Here is a 16,793-nt window from a genome sequence, read left to right as displayed (position 1 = left end):
ACATGTGGCTTATCGCTTGTATAACACACCCCTGCTCCCGCGCTTTCCATCCGCGCCCCCTCTCAAGAGGGGAGCTTTAATATTCTGCTATTGCCGTATGCTTAACCCAAATGTTTTATCACCGCGATAATATCCTCCTCGCCCAAAGCGGCCTCAGCATCCTGATAAGTTTTATACGCAGTTTGCGCAAGCGGCGTGTCGGCGCCCATATCTTTAGCCAGGCGCAAATCTTTGGCGATATATTTCAAAGCAAAGGCCGCGTTAAAGTTATTGTTCACTATTGCTTCGCCTTTTATTTTAATAAGCGGGCTACCCAACGCGCTATTATTAAGCAAAGTTGTTAATGCTTCAGCATCGATGCCGTTTTGGCGGGCCAGGGTAACCGTTTCGGCAAGGCCTTGTGCAACTATGCCCAGCAGGGTATTAATAGCCAGTTTGGCGGTGTTGCCCGCGCCGGTATCACCAACCAACATAGCCAGTTTGCCCAGTTTTTCCAATATCGGCTTCACCTGTTCAAAAGCTGTCGCATCGCCGCCAACCATAATAACCAGTGCAGCATCTTCGGCTTGTTTCACACTGCCCGATACCGGGGCATCGAGGTAATGATTACCCTGTGCAATACATTTAGCGGCCATTTCTTTACTTATCGCCGGCGAAACGGTGCTCATATTAATAATTACCCTGCCGCTAACTTCTGGCTTGAGCAAGCCATTTTCACCGGTAAAAATATCGTCGATGGCCTTATCATCCGATACCATAACAAACACCACATCGGTATGCTGTATCAATTCTGCCGGAGAAGCGGCGCTGCCTATACCCTGTGCTTTAAAAGCATCTTCCTTATCCTTACTGCGATTGTACACGTTTAAAGGGTACCCCGCCTTTACTAAATGCTGCGACATAGGGATGCCCATTTTGCCAAGGCCAATCCAACCAATTTTTACTGTATTCATGATAGTTATTTTACCAATTGTTTATTATAGATTTTATCTATGTTGATTTTTATATGTATTAGGCCGAAAATTTAACACCTGATAAACGTTCACATTCGGCAATAAACCGATCCTGAACCGCAGGATCGGAAGCGGCCGGGTGAACGGTGCGCAACTTCTTGTGGTAAAAATATTTGCTGCTCACCAAAGCGCCAGGCTCATCTGATACGGCAAGCCATACCTGCGTTTTTGGAGCTTCATCCAGACTATCAGGAGCACCCGGGCCTCCCATTTTGGTGGCTACCCAGCCGGGTTCCAAAGCGTTTGAATATACATCGGGCCATAAGCGTGCGGCATAAAATGCAAGGATCACGTTATGTAGCTTCGAATCGGCGTAGGCCGAGAAGCCGTTCCAGCGGCGATTGTTCCACTCCAGGTCTTGCAAGCTTGGGTCGCCGTCCCGGTGCAGGCCCGAGCTCAGGTATACCAGCCGTGCGGGCTTGTTAATTAAACAGGTGAGTATGTATGGCGAAAGGCTGTTAATGGCAAACACATGCGGCAAACCATCAACGGTTGCAATGCGTCGCCCTTCCTGGTAACCAACCGCAGCGTTATGGATTACGGCATCAAAATCACCGAGTTTGTTTACCTGTTCAGCTACTTTTATGGTTTCAGCAATGATGGAAAGATCGCCGGTTACAACGGCTTCCGCTCCCGGTACAGCCGCCATGGCTTCATCGCCTCTGCGCTGGTTGCGGGCGTGTAACACTACCTGGTGCCCATCTTTAACCAATAGCGTTGCTGCCATTTGTCCCAGGCCATCGGCCGATCCTGTTATCAATATTCGTGACATGTAATTTCTGTTTTGTTATCTAACAAAGATCAGGTCGAAATGTATAGCAGGGCTTAACAAATGGTAAAAATGACTGTTGCTCAACGCAAATTTTTTCGCAGCCTGCTCAACGATTGCGGCGTAACCCCCAAATACGAGGCAATATCAGTTAACTGTACCCGCCGCGCAATATCCGGCTGCCGCTCTAAAAATAACTGGTAACGTTCGGATGAATCATGACCCAGGTAAGCGTTACGGGTCTTTATTTTATCCATCAGCGTTTGCTGGCTGATCTGATCAATAAGCTCCTTTACATAGGGTAGCTTTTCGTAAAGCGCGAGCAGGTTATTTTTACTGATCACCAACACATCCGAGTTGCAGGCGGCCTGGATGCTTTCTTCGGCAATCATATTGTTATTAAAGCTGTACAGGATGGTGCAAAACTGGTTATCTTTTAAAAAAAAGTAAGTAACCTCGTTGCCTTTTTCATTACGCTCCATCACCCGCAGCACGCCATCGCAAATAAAAAATAAATTGCGTGCCACCTGTCCCGACGGCGAAAGTGTTTCGCCCTCTTTAAAATGCTTCTGTTCAAAAGCATCCATGATGATTTGCTGATCCTCAACCGGGATGGGTTTTACCTGTTGCAGGCGAGTTATGAGTTGGTGTTGCATGGTCAACAATTAAATTCCCTTAACCCAAAATCTCCTTAATATCCTCGGCAGTGAGCGATTTGATAAAACTTTCTTCGGTAGTGATCAACGCTCTCGACAGGCTAAGCTTACGCTGCTGCAGCGCCAGGATCTTTTCTTCAACCGAATCTTTGGTGATGAATTTATAGATGAATACGTTTTTGGTTTGACCTATGCGGTGCGTACGGTCAATAGCCTGCTGCTCAACCGCCGGGTTCCACCATGGGTCGAGGATAAACACGTAATCGGCTTCGGTAAGGTTGAGGCCTACGCCGCCTGCTTTTATCGAGATCAGGAATACGCGGGTTTTTTCATCTTCCTGGAATTGTTTAACCACATCGCCGCGGTTTTGGGTAGCCCCGTCAAGATATACATAAGGGATACCCGTTCTGTCAAAATGCTCGCGGTAAATGGTAAGCTGTTTTACAAACTGCGAAAATATCAGCACTTTGTGGCCGCCATCCAACACGTTGCCCAGGGTATGCACCACGTCTTCAAACTTGCCGCTGTCGCCCTCATAGTCACCGTCAATCATTACGGGGTGGTTGGCTATCTGGCGTAGTTTAATGAGGCCTTGTAAAACCTGGATCTGTGTTTTGGCAAAGGTGCCATCCTCCAGGCTTTTCAGTAATTCGTTACGATATTCTGATTTTACCTGTTCGTATACCGATGATTGTTCTTCCGTCATCTGGCAATAAAACAGGTTTTCGGTTTTTGGCGGCAGTTCGGTAGCCACCTGCTCTTTGGTACGACGCAATACAAAAGGCTTGATGAGGGCCTGCAATTTACGGGCCTTATCTTCGTCTTTCTTCTTCTCTATAGGCGTTACAAACTCGTTCTGAAAAAACTGCTGCGAACCCAGCAAACCCGGGTTAATAAAACTCATTTGCGTCCACAAATCATTCACCGAGTTTTCTACCGGGGTACCGCTCAATATCAGTTTAAAGCGAGATTTAAGCTGTTTTACAGCCTGGTATGATTTGGACGATGGGTTTTTAATATTCTGGCTCTCATCCAAAATCACATAATCAAAAAAGAAATCTTTAAACATTTCAATATCGATCCTACTTATGCCATATGTGGTAATCACTACATCATAATTGGCAAAAACCTCGGCACTGCGGTAACGCATGGTACCGGTATGCACCATTAGCCGTAACTGCGGGGCAAACTTACGGGCCTCGTTAAGCCAGTTGTATATAAGCGAGGTTGGCATTATTACCAACGAGGTAGCCTTGCCGCCCGCGTTTTCGGTATCTTCTTTATGTTTTTGAATGAGCGACAGGGTTTGTACCGTTTTACCCAAGCCCATATCATCGGCCAAGCAGCCCCCAAAATGGTATTGCTTTAAAAAATGGAACCAGTTATAACCGGCCTTTTGGTACGGCCGTAAGCTGCCGGCAAAGTTAGCAGGCATAGCCGCGTCTTCAAGCTCATCAAAATTGGTGAGTTTTTGCAGTTTGCGGGTCATGGTAACGCTGGCCATTTCACCCTCGGCCAAATCTGTAACCAGGCCTATGTGATGGCGGCGAAGTTTCAGATCATTGCCCCCCTCGGTAAAGTGCAGCAGGTTGCCGTATTGCGAAAACCATTTTTCCGGAATTACCGCAATCTCGCCCGATGGCAGTACAAATTCTTTTTTATGGTTGAGGATATGATTTTTTAGCTGGATAAAAGGGATACGATACGGGCCGAAGCTTACCATGGCGTTGATATCAAACCAATCGTTATTCTCGCTTACTTCCAGTTCAATTTTACTGCTTCCAAATACGTAACGCTTTTGGCCTTCGGGTTGCTCCAGTTCAAAGCCCTGGGCAATCAACTGGTCGTGGTGCTGGTTAAGCCATTCAAAAACCGAGAATGATCGGTCGTCATCATCGTTATGCCCGGCAACTTCCAGGTTTTGAAATAACGACGAGGTTATTTGCAGTCCCAGTTGCTCCAACTGCTGCATTTTACCTTTCTCCCAGGTGGTTGAGCGTTTAATGCGGTGAAACAGGTAATCATCACCCGTTTTCTCCATCCTTACCGAAATATTCCGGCCATCGCCATACGGAAAAATGTAACCTGCATATTTAAACGAAAGCTGCAATTGCGATGTGCCTCCTTCAATATATATAGGCTTCAAAACCGGGCGGGCATCGTATTTTTCGGTATTGATGGTAAACCCCTCGGCATAAACATTATGCTTCTCTATCAGCGGGGCAACAAATTTTTCAAAGTACGATTGTTCCGACGATTTGGGGATGGCGATATAGCGCTTATTTAAAAACGGCTGCAGCTTTTTACCCTCAATCTCCTTATCAAAATAATACAAGGTATCATCAAGCAGCATCCATGCCGGGTGATTGCAAATGATCTCGGCGTTTTTAAACATAAACTCGATGCGCATACCCTGGTATTTAATGGTAGGAAAATACCTGATCTCCTCCTCGTTACGCCTGAAGTGGAATAACACCGAAGCTGCTTCTGTTGCCAGTTGCAGTTTACGCTCGGCAGGGTAACCCTCCTTGCTCATCTGGTACACCTGTTTGCTGCAAAGCAAGCCCAAAGCTTCGGCAATACGCTTTTCAAGCTTGGGGCGGATCATATCAAACATCTGCTCGTTAAAAATCTTCGAGAAAAATTCGAACGGGCGGATGGGCTTTTTATAGTATCGTTTAATCACATTACCCTGCTCCATCTCTTCCAAAAGCTTAATGAGTTTGATATCGGTATCATCCAGAAACTCGCAAAACTCTTTGGCTGTGTTGGAGAAAAGACGTTGATGGGTTAAGGAAAACTCGCCGTTAGGATTAAGCTGAACAATATGAGGCTCAATTACATACGACAGGTAGTCATGCTTGGCAATAGCATAAATAATTTGGCATGGCTTGGAACTGTCTACGCGTAACATGTGCTTCTGAGGTAAAAAATTATTTGAAGCTACATCAAGAAAAAATTCAAACGTAAACAGAATTTACTGCAATTGAAAATGTTTTATATTAAAAAAATGTTAACATGGTGAAATTGACATGTTGTTGATAACATTGATGGTATTTTTGATGGTTGGGATGATTGTCTGAACCGGGATTTGGGGGGATTTTTAGGATTATAGGATTTTGCTTTTCTGTCTTTTGCCTGAACTCGAATTTGGGGAATTATTTGAATTTTTCGAATTTGCCTGGCATTCTGTCAATTCCTTAATTTCATAAATTCGAGTTCAGACAAAATCCTGCCCATCCCAAAAATCCCCCCAAATCCCGGTTCAGGCTACCAAATCTTCACCCGCTTATCCGGATCAATCCACATCTTATCGCCCTTTTTCACACCAAAAGCTTTATAAAACTCCGGCACATCACTAAACGGACCGTTTACCCTTAAAAAGCCGGGAGCGTGAACATCCGTTAAAATCTGGTTTGCAAGGGCTTCGTCACGTTCTTGTCCTAACCAGCCCAGGGCGTAACCTAAAAAGAAACGCTGCATTGGGGTTAAGCCGTTTATCAGTTTGCCTTCTTTATATTGCTTCGTTTTTTTGAACGCGTCGATGCCCAATGCAATTCCGCCAAGGTCGGCTATGTTTTCGCCTAAGGTGGCTTTGCCGTTTACGTGCAGGCTGTCCAGCACTACGTAGCCGCTAAACTGGTCGGCCAGTACTTTGGCGCGTTGGGTAAATTTTACCGAGTCGGTTGCTGTCCACCAGGCGCGGAGGTTGCCTTTGGCATCAAACAGGCGGCCTTCATCATCAAAGCCATGGGTAATTTCATGCCCGATGGTTGACGCGGCAACGTAACCGTAAGCCACAGCATCATCAACCTCGCTATCCTTAACACCAGGGATGCTGAATTGCGCGGCAGGCAGGGTGATCTCATTATTTGATGGGCTATAGCTGGCGTTATAGGTTTGCGGTGTCATACCCCATTCGGTATGATCAATTGGCTTGCCAAGTTTATTGATGTTAAACAGGTAAGCCCAACGCCTGGCCTGCATCACATTGGCAGCGTACGATTCACGGCCGATCTGCATGTTCGAAAAATCCTTCCATTTATCAGGATAGCCAACTTTGGGGTGGATGGCGTTCAGTTTGATTAGGGCTTTTTGCTTGGTTTCGGGGCTCATCCAATCCAGTTTGGCAATGTGCTCGCGATAGGCCTGGCGAATGGCCTCCACCATATCGGTATAGCGTTGTTTGGCTTCGGCCGGGAAGTATTCTTTTACAAACAGCTGGCCCAGCAGCTCGCCCATTAAGCCATTCTCGGTATCCAAAACGCGTTTCCAGCGTGGCAGTTGCTCTTTGCGGCCCGAAATTACCTTGCCGCTAAACCTGAAACTTTCGGCATCAACAGCCGAGTTTAAATATGGAGCATAAGATGAGATCAGTTTCCAGCGCAGGTAAGCCTTCCAATCATCAATACTGAACGATGAAAGCGCGGTGTTTACGGCCCGGTAATATTCGGGCTGCCCAACAATTACGGTATCAATAGCCTGCTTGTATTCCATTTTACCAAACAGCGCCGGCCAGTTAATATTAGGTGTAAGCTTGCCCAACTGGGCAATGGTCATCTTGTTATAGTTGTGGTAAGGATCGCGCAGGTTTTCGAGTTTGCGGCTGCTATCGGCCAAAAACTTTTCTATTTTAAATACGCTGGCCGCGCCCTGCGTTGCCCTTTGCTCGTCCCAGCCCGATAGTTTGAGCATGGTGGGCAGGTGTGTGGTAGTATAATCCGCGCGTATTTTAGTTGTACGGGCATCGGTTTTAAAATAATAATCGCGGTTTGGTAAACCCAGACCCGTTTGATTTAGCTGCACCAGTGTTTTGGCGCTGTTTTTAGCGTCCTGGCGCACGCCGCTGCCAATAAAGTTGCGCGTACCGGTGGTAGTTAATATAGCGGCGGCATTTAAAATACCGGCAATATCAGTGGCCTGGTCAATCAGATCGAGCTGCGCTTTTATAGGGCTCGTGCCTTGCTTTTCGATATTTACCGAATCGAGGCCGCTGTAATAAAAATCGCCAATTTTTTGGGTGGATGAGCCTTTGGGGGCGTTGGCTTTCAGGGCATCTTCGTTAATTTTTTTAAGCCTGTCGCGCAGTTGTTCTGATACCACATTGCCAATCCCCCAGCTTGAATAAGCCGCCGGGATAGGGTTGCGCTTAAGCCAGCCGCCGTTAGCATACTTAAAAAAATCATCGCGGGGGCTAACCGACTGGTCGAGGTTATCATAAACCGGGTCGGCGGGTTTATCGTTAATTTTTGTTTGGTAGGCGCTCAGGGCAAACAAAGCCAAAGCCGCCCCGCCAAAAAGGGTGCTTTTGTAAAATTTGGTCATATCAACTCGTTTTAACAAATCTATTATTCTGAACCGGGATTTGGGGGGATTTTGGGGATTTATAGGATTTTGCTTTTCTGAGGCTGTGTTCCCATAACAAAAAATCCTGCCCATCCTATAAATCCCCCCAAATCCCGGTTCAGACTACCATATCTTCACTCTCTTCTCCGGCGCTACCCACATCTTATCACCCTGTTTAATATGAAATGCCTCATAAAACTCGGGCACATCAGTAAACGGACCGTTAACCCGCAAAAAGGCCGGTGAATGTTCGTTGGTAAGGATCTGGCTTAGCAGGGCCTCTTTCCTGTCCTGCGTTAACCAGCCCAATGAATAACCTAAAAAGTAACGTTGCAATGGGGTTAAGCCGTTAATCAGCTTACCTTCTTTATACTGCTGTGTTTTTTTAAACGCGTCGAGGCCTATTACTATGCCGCCTAAATCGGCAATGTTTTCGCCCTGGGTAGCCTTGCCGTTCACGTGCGAACCATAAACATTGTAGCCGTTAAACTGATCAATAAGCATTTGTGCCCGCGCGCCAAACTTAACCGAATCCTGCGGTTTCCACCATGCTTTCAGGTTCCCATCGGCATCAAACTGGCGGCCCTGGTCGTCAAAGCCGTGTGTCATTTCATGGCCTATGGTTGATGCTGCTGCGTAACCATAAATAACGGCATCGTCAATGTTCTCATCTTTAAAACCGGGGATGGCAAAAATGCCGGCAGGCAATACAATCTCATTATTTGACGGATCGTAATAGGCGTTATACGTTTGTGGTGTCATACCCCACTCCGTCCTGTCAACCGGTTTGCCCAGTTTAGCGGCATTGAAATTATGCCACCAGATGTTACCGCGCAAAACATTAAGGGCATAAGGGCCACAGTTAATCTCCAGCGTTGAAAAATCCTTCCATTTATCGGGATAGCCAACTTTAGGGGTAACTTTCGATAATTTATAATAAGCCTTCTCTTTGGTTTCGGGGCTCATCCAATCCAGCTTTTCAATATGTTCTTTAAAGCTGGCGCGCATTTCTTCAACCAGTTTTACATAGCGTTCTTTGGTTTTTTCGGGAAAATATTCTTTTACGAAGATCTGGCCCAACACTTCGCCCATCAGTCCGTTTTCGGTATCCAGTACACGTTTCCAGCGCGGAAGCTGGGCGGTGCTGCCATAAATCACCTTATTGTAAAAGCGGAAGTTTTCCTCGTCAAAAGGTTTGCTGAGGTACGAGGCAAAAGCCTCCACCAGGTTTTTGCGAAGGTAATTTTTCCAATCGTCAATACTATACGCTTTCAGGGTTTTGTTCAGTGCGCGGTAATACTCGGGCTGGCCTACAATAACGGTATCTACATTTTTGTAGTCCATTTTTTCAAATGTAGCTTTCCAGTCAATATCCGGTGCGAGTTTACTCAGGCCGGCAAGCGTCATTTTATTATAGTTGTGGTAAGGATCGCGCAGATCTTCCAGTTTGCGGCTGCTGTCGGCCAGGAAGGTCTCGAGCGCGTAGGTTTTCTTTGTGGCTGCATCTGCCTGCCCGGCATTGAGGCCGGCCAGTTTAAACACGGTAGGCAAATGCGTTTGCTGATAATCTGTACGGATGGTTACGCTATGCTCATCTTTATTAAAATAGTAATCGCGGTTAGGCAGCCCAATGCCCGATTGATACAGGCTCAGCGCCATCTTCGAGCTGTTTTTGGCATCCTGTCCTACATAGGCACCAATTGGCTGCTCAACGCCAATGCGTTGCAAATGGGCAAATTCATCAACCAGGCTTTTTATATCGGTAATCTGATCAATTTTATTCAACTCCTCTTTCAAGGGGGCGATGCCTTGCTTTTCGATACTTACGGTATCCATCCCGCTGAAATAAAAATCGCCTATTTTTTGTGTGTTGCTCCCTTTTGCTGCATTGGCCTTAAGGGCATCTTCATTAATTTTTTTCATACGGTCGCGCAGCTCTTCCTGCACTACGTTGCCAATGCCCCATGCCGAGTAGGCCGCCGGGATAGGGTGTTTAGCAAGCCATGCACCGTTGGCGTATTTAAAAAAATCGTCGCCGGGTTTTACGGTGGTGTCCCTGTTGTGGGCTACCGGATCATTAGCTTCGTAGATTTTAGTTTTATCGTCCTGGTTACAGGCCGCAAAAAGCAGGCTGATGCCCGTTATTAATAAGGATGAGATTTTGGTGTTCATTTTTTAGATGTGTGTATGAATTAAGATACAGCAACTGTATGGTAAAATAGATTTTAGGACAGTATTTTTTCGAAATAAGATAATTTATGAGATGCCCTGAAAAAAACCAGTTAAGGAAACATCAAAATAATAACAAATTTTTCGCAGCGTTTCCAGCCTGATATCAATAATACCCGTTTCCAACCGCGCGATATTTATGCGCGTTTCGGCAAAAAATTTTTCCTGCGTTACCCGGTTTTGCTTGCGCAGATTCCTGATTTGCTGGGCTACTTTGCGCTTAAACGCGCTATCTGTTTCGTCAAGATACTCAAAATCAGTAAATAACATATCAATATAAGTTTATGTAATTAACATTACTATAAATGTAAAATAACGCGCTGATATTTTATAGGCAGATATTATTGTTTTATAAAAATGAACATTTAGCGTTTAAACATGAAATATTAATGCCACAATTTTATAATTATGGCAACAGATTTGTATATAAATACTCGCCCTGTATCATCTGTGAAAAAAAGAATTTAGTAACATCTACCTGTGAAAAATTAAATTGAATTCTCAGACGCCCAAGTTGAGATTTTTTGTTCTTTGTTTTGGGTTTAATCAATAGTTTAAATTAATTAGGGGAAAGGGAGCTTCGCAAAAGGCTCTCTTTTTTTGTTTACAGATTTTTTACTATGCATGCATAGTAATTTTATATATTTAGGTAATAATTAAACCTATGCATTTCGAACTAACCGACGAGCAAAAAATGATCCGCCAGGCGGCGCGTGACTTTGCCCAAACCGAATTAAAACCCGGTGTTATTGAACGCGACGAACATCAAAAATTTCCGGCCGAACAAATAAAAAAGTTAGGCGAGCTCGGCTTTTTAGGCATGATGGTATCCCCCCAATACGGCGGTGCCGGTTTGGATGCCATATCTTATGTACTGGTAATGGAAGAGCTTTCAAAAATTGATGCCTCCACATCGGTAGTGGTATCGGTAAATAATTCGCTGGTTTGTTATGGGTTGGAGAAGTACGCGAACGAAGAGCAGAAGCAGAAATATTTAGTGCCCCTAGCCAGCGGCCAACAAATAGGCGCTTTTTGTTTATCGGAACCTGAAGCAGGCTCGGATGCAACGTCGCAACGCACCACGGCTATTGATATGGGCGATCATTACCTGCTTAACGGTACCAAAAACTGGATCACCAATGGTAGCACAGCATCTACCTACATCGTATTCGCCCAAACTGATATCGAAAAAAAGCACCATGGTATTAACGCCTTTATTGTAGAGAAAGGCTTGCCCGGCTTTACCATCGGCCCCAAAGAAAACAAAATGGGGGTTCGCGGTTCAGATACCCACTCCCTAATGTTTACCGATGTTAAGGTACCTAAAGAAAACCGCATTGGCGAAGATGGCTTCGGGTTTAAATTTGCCATGAATTTGTTGGAGGGCGGGCGTATCGGCATTGCTTCGCAGGCTTTGGGCATCGCGTCCGGGGCTTATGAGCTGGCTGTTCAATATGCAAAGGATCGCAAAGCTTTTGGTAAATCGCTTGCCGATCACCAGGCCATCCAGTTTAAACTGGCCGATATGGCTACCGAAATTGAGGCGGCCCGGTTAATGTGCTTCAAGGCCGCCTGGCTTAAAGATCATGGTAAGCCTTATGCTCAGGCCTCATCAATGGCTAAACTATATGCATCGGAAGTTGCCATGCGCACCACCACCGAAGCCGTGCAGATTCACGGCGGTTACGGTTACGTGAAAGAATACCACGTTGAGCGCCTGATGCGTGATGCCAAGATTACCCAGATTTATGAAGGGACCTCTGAAATTCAAAGAATTGTCATTTCGCGCGGAGTGTTGAAATAACGCCGTTGTTTTTATACCTTTGAAAGTATATAGATTTAGTAGACTATATATTTAAGTATGACTTTCAAAAATATCGCGGCCGGTATTTGCGGCATGCTATTGCTGCAAACCGGCTTTGCCCAAACCAAACTGCAAACCGGCGTATGGCGCGGCGCCCTAAAAACCAAATCGGGCACCGAAATTCCTTTTAATTTTGATGTAAGCAACACCGGCGGCAAACAACAGCTGGCCATTATTAACGGTGCCGAACGCTTTAAAGTAACCGATGTAAGCGCCAAAGGCGATTCGGTTTTTATACACATGCCCCTCTTCAATTCCGAATTTAAATTGAAGCTGGATGGCGGAAACCTGAGCGGTAACTGGGTGCGTCACCTGGCCGATAATGATTTGCTGATTGAATTTAATGCTACCCCCAATACCTCATGGCGATTTTTAAAAGATGCCGAAAAACCGGCAGCAGATATCACCGGGCGCTGGTCGGCTGTTTTTGGCGAAGGTGCCGGAGCAGATACCACTGTAGCCGAGTTTAAGCAAAGCGGCAATAAACTTACCGGCACATTCCTCACCACCACCGGCGATTACCGGTTTTTAGAGGGATCGGTAAGTGGCCATAAACTATATCTATCCACCTTTGATGGCGGACATGCCTACACGTTTACTGCTACCATTAATGATGATAAAACCATTACCGATGGTAAATTTTACGCGGGATATTCGGCACAGGAAGGATGGAAAGCCCTAAGAGACGAAAACGCTAAACTGCCCGATGCCTATTCGCTTACCTCATTAAAACCAGGCTATAAAAAAATCGCGTTCAGCTTTAAAGATCTGGATGGCAAAACGGTATCGCTGGATGATGCCCGCTATAAAAACAAAGTGGTTATTGTTCAGATATTAGGATCATGGTGCCCCAACTGTATGGACGAAACCGCCTATATGGTTAACTACTACAAAAAATACCATCATAAAGGTGTAGAAGTAATTGGCCTGGCCTACGAGCGCACTACCGATTTTGAAAAATCGAAAAAAGCGCTGCAACAGGTTAAAGACAGGTTTAATGTTACCTACCCACTATTGATAACCGGCTACACCAGCGATAAAAAACAAACCGCCCAAAGCCTCCCCATGCTGGCAAAAGTTGTAGGCTTCCCTACTACTATTATTATTGATAAAAACGGCGATGTGCAAAAAATACACACCGGCTTTAGCGGCCCCGGTACCGGCGAGCATTATACCGAGTTTACCAACGAGTTTGAAAAACTGACGGATGATTTATTGAATGCCCCGCCTGCCCCCTGAAAGGAGTGCTTATACACAAGAGGACTTTCCAAAACCACGAAAAAAGAGGCTGCATCATTTTAATTTATGATACAGCCTCTTAAAAAACTGATAGCCAACCAAGCTCTCCCCCTTTTAGGTAGCAGGCGGCCCCTACACCCCAAAATACGCTTCCAATTCATCCAGCGTTGACGAACCCTTGGCAATATCTTTTATAATCGCACCTTTTTCCATCAGCAAAATGCGGTCGCACACATCGGTAATATGATTCAAATCGTGACTGGACACAATGGTGGTTACGCCTTTATTTTTGTTGAGATCTTTAAGTAAATTTTTGAGCCTGAATTGCGTGCTCGGATCGATATTGGCGAAAGGCTCATCCAGCATCAGTAATTGCGGCTCCTGCAGCAGGCAGGCGGCTACCCCAACTTTACATTGGTTTCCTTTGGATAGATCACGGATGTATTTTCCTTTCTTCAGGATCTCGCCGTTAAAAAAATCGCTGAGGCCGGTCAGCACTTCATCCACATGTGCGCGGTTGTAGTTATGCAATCCTCCAACAAAATAAAAATACTCTTCGGGGGTAAGGTAGTCTATCAAAAAACCCTCGTCGAGATAGGCGGCGGTATAATCCTTCCAGTGCTCGTGCCCAGCAACCGTTTCACCGTTAGAGAGCACCTCTCCGCTTTCGGCGCGGATTAAATCAAGCACCATCCGGAACAGCGTAGTTTTGCCTGCGCCGTTATTGCCAACCAGGCCTACACTTTCGCCCTTGTTTATTTGCAGTTCGGGTACATTTACTACGGTAATGCCGTTGTAAACCTTTTTAATGTTTTTTACTTCGATCATATTATTTGTTTCTGAAGCCTTCGGCAATGGTGTAACGTTTTTGCATAAAATCCTCTTCCAGTTTTTTGATCCAGAAATCGCGGGTTAAAATAAATGTGATTCCCGTAGCGGCAAGGATCGCTAACCCTATATCAGCATGCTTAAACAACTGGAATGGCAGGTAAATGATATACGGCGTTATAATAAGCGGGAAAGAAAGCAGCATTTGCGTTGCGCCTACACCTTCCCAGTTAAATGAGGCCCCTTTCGACAGGTCGATGCGCTTGGCATTGCGGTTGGCAAAAAACAGCACGATGGTGGTGTTGATACCAATATTCCAGAGGTACATTACAAAATGCACCAATACTATTTTCCAACCGAAGTAAGCGTAAGGAGTGGTGAGGATAAAAGCCACCGTAGAGATGATGGTGAACAACAGGTATTTGGCTTTTAAAAAATCGGCAAAATTAATTTTGGTTACCAGCAGGCCATCAAAATGGGCGGCCTGCCAGCTGTACATGAACTGCCCGTAACTGATAATAAAAATACCGGTCATGAACATACCCACAAAAATATACCACGACTGACCGTATAAGGCGTTGGTGTAAAATATCAACCCGTAAAACATAAAAAACAAGCCCATTACCAACGCCGAGCGGGGGCGTTTATTGCGGAAGATCAGTTTCAGTTCGTTAGCTACCAGGTCGCCCACGCGGCCAAAACGGCTTAACAGCGGAAACTCGGTACTGCTTTTATAGGCTGAGGCCTTGCGCGAGCTCAGCTCTTCGAGATACAGGTTTTGTTTGAGATAGGAAAAATTGATATAATACATTGCAGCGGCAAGGATCACGGGCAGCAATACCAATACCGGGTTACTGATCAAGTGTCCGAAATACAGGTAGGAAATACTGCGCACCGAATACAGGTGAAAGCGAAAATCGCCCAGGATAATAAGAATTAACCCAGCCGCAAAGCCCAGAAAAACCCAGCCGTTAAGATTGGCCTTGCGCTTAATAAACAGCGAAAAATAATTATTGAAAAGCATTAAGCCTGCAATAGCTATTATAAAAACCAACGCGGTTACCAGGCCCGAATCGGCAAGGATCACTTTTAATACAAAAGGTACAAAAAGGATGATGGGCCATAGGTTAAAAACAGATAACATGGCCGTAAACGCCAGGTAGCCCACAACCGTGTTTCGTTTAATAGGCAGATGCAGATAAGGCTGCACTTTTAATGTTGGCAACTCTTGTAGCTGCATACGCATCAGCAAATCGAATAAAAAGTAAATAAGGATAATACCACAAAAAGATACTGTGACATCATCGTGCTTAAAAACTCCCTCCAGGATATCATTTAAATACAAACCTGCAAGAAGCACAAGGCCGAACAAGTATAAGATCATTAAGCCCATCACCACGCGTATGGCAATGCTTTTTCCGGTGTTTTTTGATCGCCAGAATGCTTTTAGCTCATGACTGAGAAAGGTAGAGATCATAGATATAAGCGGTTAAGGTTTGCGGCATATATAACCTAAAGTATGCCTTGTAGTACAGGGTGTAAATTAGTATTTATACCTGTCGCCCCAAAGTTTTCTTAACTTTTCTTTTGATTCGTTTTCGCGGGCGTTGTTACCGGGTTCGTAAATTTTTGTTCCGCGCAGGGCATCGGGTAAAAAATCAAGATCGGTAAAATTACCTTCGTAGCTGTGGGCGTATTTGTAGTCTTTACCGTAACCTATATTTTTCATGAATTTGGTTGGGGCATTGCGCAGATGTAAAGGCACGGGCAGATCGCCGGTTTGCTTAACCAAAGCTATGGCAGCACCAATGGCTGTAGTAGCCGAATTACTTTTTGGCGATGTAGCGAGATAGATGGCCGTTTGCGACAGAATAAGCTGCGACTCGGGCATACCTATTTTATTCACCGCCTCAAAGCAGCTTTGCGCCAGCAGCAGGGCATTGGGGTTGGCATTGCCGATATCCTCTGATGCAAGGATCAGCATCCTCCGGGCTATAAACAGCGGATCCTCACCCCCTACTATCATCCGCGCCAGCCAGTAAACCGCCCCGTTTGGATCAGAGCCACGCATAGATTTGATAAAGGCCGAAATGATATCATAATGCTGCTCGCCGGTTTTATCATACAGGGCCATGTTTTGTTGTACATGTTCAAGCACAACCTCGTTAGTTAGCACCACATCACGCTTATCAAAAGCATTTACCAGCAGCTCGAAAATATTGAGCAGCTTGCGGGCATCCCCGCCCGAGAGGCGCAACAGGGCTTCATAATCTTTTATGGTGATCTTTTTTTGCTGCAGCACCTCGTCTTCCTTCATGGCTTTGTTTAGCAGATCGATCAGATCCTGCTCGGCCAGCGGCTGCAAAATATAAACCTGCGCACGCGACAGCAAAGCCGAGATTACCTCGAAGGATGGATTTTCGGTGGTAGCGCCTATCAGCGTAACAATGCCCCGCTCAACAGCGCCCAGCAATGAATCCTGCTGCGATTTAGAGAAACGGTGGATCTCATCAATAAACAAAATGGGCAGCGTGCCTCCCTGCGCTTTCATCAGGGATGCTTTTTCAATCACCTCCCGCACATCCTTTACGCCCGAATTAATGGCACTTAAAGCAAAGAACGGCCTGAATAAGGATTGAGAAATGATATAAGCCAAAGTGGTTTTACCAACCCCAGGCGGCCCCCAGAATATCATGGAGGGTAAGGCGCCCGATTCGATGGCTTTACGCAGTACAGCTCCCGGCCCCACCAAATGCTTTTGCCCCACATAATCATCAAGCGATTTGGGGCGCATACGTTCGGCTAATGGCGGGAGATTGTTCATAAACGTAAAATTCAGAAAAGAAAAT

At 45.6% G+C, this 16,793-nt stretch carries 12 protein-coding genes; 2 read left to right on the top strand and 10 right to left on the bottom strand.

Features of this window, described 5'->3' with window-relative positions:
• Positions 1 to 101: 101 nt before the first annotated feature.
• The 7 genes from HYN43_RS26440 to HYN43_RS26410 all read right to left on the bottom strand — a co-directional run bounded on the left by HYN43_RS26440 (position 102) and on the right by HYN43_RS26410 (position 10,283).
• Complete coding sequence (locus HYN43_RS26440; RefSeq protein WP_119406866.1) at positions 102 to 953, bottom strand: NAD(P)-dependent oxidoreductase; 852 nt, start codon at positions 951 to 953, stop codon at positions 102 to 104.
• 58 nt (positions 954 to 1,011) lie between these two features.
• Positions 1,012 to 1,785 carry an SDR family NAD(P)-dependent oxidoreductase gene (locus tag HYN43_RS26435; RefSeq protein WP_119406865.1) on the bottom strand — a complete coding sequence of 258 codons (774 nt, stop codon included), beginning with the start codon at positions 1,783 to 1,785 and terminating at the stop codon, positions 1,012 to 1,014.
• 80 nt (positions 1,786 to 1,865) lie between these two features.
• Complete coding sequence (locus HYN43_RS26430; RefSeq protein ID WP_119406864.1) at positions 1,866 to 2,438, bottom strand: Crp/Fnr family transcriptional regulator; 573 nt, start codon at positions 2,436 to 2,438, stop codon at positions 1,866 to 1,868.
• 19 nt (positions 2,439 to 2,457) lie between these two features.
• A complete protein-coding gene (locus tag HYN43_RS26425) occupies positions 2,458 to 5,352 on the bottom strand; it encodes a DEAD/DEAH box helicase (protein ID WP_119406863.1) in 2,895 nt (964 codons plus the stop codon).
• A 356-nt stretch (positions 5,353 to 5,708) separates the two neighbouring features.
• The gene (locus HYN43_RS26420) at positions 5,709 to 7,763 is read right to left on the bottom strand and encodes a M13 family metallopeptidase (RefSeq protein ID WP_119406862.1); all 2,055 of its coding nucleotides are present in this window, start codon (positions 7,761 to 7,763) and stop codon (positions 5,709 to 5,711) included.
• Positions 7,764 to 7,907: 144 nt separating this feature from the next.
• Positions 7,908 to 9,956, bottom strand: a complete 2,049-nt coding sequence (locus HYN43_RS26415; protein WP_119406861.1) for a M13 family metallopeptidase — start codon at positions 9,954 to 9,956, stop codon at positions 7,908 to 7,910.
• Between the two features lie 84 nt (positions 9,957 to 10,040).
• Positions 10,041 to 10,283 carry a helix-turn-helix domain-containing protein gene (locus HYN43_RS26410; protein ID WP_119406860.1) on the bottom strand — a complete coding sequence of 81 codons (243 nt, stop codon included), beginning with the start codon at positions 10,281 to 10,283 and terminating at the stop codon, positions 10,041 to 10,043.
• 394 nt (positions 10,284 to 10,677) lie between these two features.
• On the opposite strand from HYN43_RS26410, the gene HYN43_RS26405 reads away from it, so the two are divergent.
• Together HYN43_RS26405 and HYN43_RS26400 are read left to right on the top strand one after the other, a co-directional pair.
• A complete protein-coding gene (locus tag HYN43_RS26405) occupies positions 10,678 to 11,817 on the top strand; it encodes an acyl-CoA dehydrogenase (RefSeq protein ID WP_119406859.1) in 1,140 nt (379 codons plus the stop codon).
• Positions 11,818 to 11,874: 57 nt separating this feature from the next.
• Positions 11,875 to 13,116, top strand: a complete 1,242-nt coding sequence (locus tag HYN43_RS26400; RefSeq protein WP_162996637.1) for a peroxiredoxin family protein — start codon at positions 11,875 to 11,877, stop codon at positions 13,114 to 13,116.
• 132 nt (positions 13,117 to 13,248) lie between these two features.
• Here the strand turns inward: HYN43_RS26400 and HYN43_RS26395 are convergent, their stop codons facing one another.
• The 3 genes from HYN43_RS26395 to HYN43_RS26385 all read right to left on the bottom strand — a co-directional run bounded on the left by HYN43_RS26395 (position 13,249) and on the right by HYN43_RS26385 (position 16,768).
• Positions 13,249 to 13,944 carry an ABC transporter ATP-binding protein gene (locus HYN43_RS26395; protein WP_119406858.1) on the bottom strand — a complete coding sequence of 232 codons (696 nt, stop codon included), beginning with the start codon at positions 13,942 to 13,944 and terminating at the stop codon, positions 13,249 to 13,251.
• A 1-nt stretch (position 13,945) separates the two neighbouring features.
• On the bottom strand, positions 13,946 to 15,421 hold the full coding sequence (locus HYN43_RS26390) for a DUF5687 family protein (RefSeq protein ID WP_119406857.1): 1,476 nt from the start codon (positions 15,419 to 15,421) through the stop codon (positions 13,946 to 13,948).
• A 66-nt stretch (positions 15,422 to 15,487) separates the two neighbouring features.
• Positions 15,488 to 16,768 carry a replication-associated recombination protein A gene (locus HYN43_RS26385; RefSeq protein ID WP_119406856.1) on the bottom strand — a complete coding sequence of 427 codons (1,281 nt, stop codon included), beginning with the start codon at positions 16,766 to 16,768 and terminating at the stop codon, positions 15,488 to 15,490.
• Positions 16,769 to 16,793: the final 25 nt, after the last annotated feature.

This window comes from Mucilaginibacter celer (assembly GCF_003576455.2).
In the GTDB taxonomy this organism is placed as follows: Bacteria; Bacteroidota; Bacteroidia; order Sphingobacteriales; family Sphingobacteriaceae; genus Mucilaginibacter; species Mucilaginibacter celer.
Note: the sequence above shows the minus strand (reverse complement) of the source record. Positions and strands in the feature narration are given on the sequence as shown.

Excerpts from the sequence above, each read along its gene's own strand:
- HYN43_RS26440 (WP_119406866.1), bottom strand. The coding sequence starts at position 953 with ATGAATACAGTAAAAATTGGTTGGATTGGCCTTGGCAAAATGGGCATC.
- HYN43_RS26430 (WP_119406864.1), bottom strand. The coding sequence starts at position 2,438 with ATGCAACACCAACTCATAACTCGCCTGCAACAGGTAAAACCCATCCCG.
- HYN43_RS26435 (WP_119406865.1), bottom strand. The coding sequence starts at position 1,785 with ATGTCACGAATATTGATAACAGGATCGGCCGATGGCCTGGGACAAATG.
- HYN43_RS26405 (WP_119406859.1), top strand. The coding sequence starts at position 10,678 with ATGCATTTCGAACTAACCGACGAGCAAAAAATGATCCGCCAGGCGGCG.
- HYN43_RS26390 (WP_119406857.1), bottom strand. The coding sequence starts at position 15,421 with ATGATCTCTACCTTTCTCAGTCATGAGCTAAAAGCATTCTGGCGATCA.
- HYN43_RS26400 (WP_162996637.1), top strand. The coding sequence starts at position 11,875 with ATGACTTTCAAAAATATCGCGGCCGGTATTTGCGGCATGCTATTGCTG.
- HYN43_RS26385 (WP_119406856.1), bottom strand. The coding sequence starts at position 16,768 with ATGAACAATCTCCCGCCATTAGCCGAACGTATGCGCCCCAAATCGCTT.
- HYN43_RS26425 (WP_119406863.1), bottom strand. The coding sequence starts at position 5,352 with ATGTTACGCGTAGACAGTTCCAAGCCATGCCAAATTATTTATGCTATT.
- HYN43_RS26420 (WP_119406862.1), bottom strand. The coding sequence starts at position 7,763 with ATGACCAAATTTTACAAAAGCACCCTTTTTGGCGGGGCGGCTTTGGCT.
- HYN43_RS26410 (WP_119406860.1), bottom strand. The coding sequence starts at position 10,283 with ATGTTATTTACTGATTTTGAGTATCTTGACGAAACAGATAGCGCGTTT.
- HYN43_RS26415 (WP_119406861.1), bottom strand. The coding sequence starts at position 9,956 with ATGAACACCAAAATCTCATCCTTATTAATAACGGGCATCAGCCTGCTT.
- HYN43_RS26395 (WP_119406858.1), bottom strand. The coding sequence starts at position 13,944 with ATGATCGAAGTAAAAAACATTAAAAAGGTTTACAACGGCATTACCGTA.